The following is a 341-nucleotide window of genomic DNA, read 5'->3' as shown; positions in this document are numbered from 1 at the left end:
CTACTCTTTCCTTAGCCATTGATTCGTAAACTTTCTATGATTTCTTTGATTTTTTCTGTTGAAAATGGGACTTGTTTAGCCACTTGATCTAGCTCGTTGATTGCTTGATTCAAGCTATCTTCTAGAAAGACTTTTGAGGCTTCCAGTCCCATTAGGGCAGGGTAGGTAGACTTCTCAGCCAATACATCTTTTTGGGGAGTTTTTCCGATTTCCTCAAAAGTGGCTGTCACATCCAAAATATCATCCCGAACTTGAAAGGCTAGACCAATTAATTGACCCGCTTGTCGCAAATGGTTGATTACCACATCTGATTGTCCTGCAATCAAACCTGCTGCTACAAA

1 protein-coding gene is annotated in these 341 nt (G+C 40.5%); it reads right to left on the bottom strand.

All coding sequences use genetic code 11. From position 1 onward, the window contains the following. Window positions 1–11: 11 nt before the first annotated feature. Window positions 12–341: polyprenyl synthetase family protein (locus C1G53_RS11050; protein ID WP_192873129.1), on the bottom strand; the 330-nt coding region annotated here is incomplete at its 5' end.

This window comes from Streptococcus suis (assembly GCF_002960445.1).
In the GTDB taxonomy this organism is placed as follows: Bacteria; Bacillota; Bacilli; order Lactobacillales; family Streptococcaceae; genus Streptococcus; species Streptococcus hyiners.
Note: the sequence above shows the minus strand (reverse complement) of the source record. Positions and strands in the feature narration are given on the sequence as shown.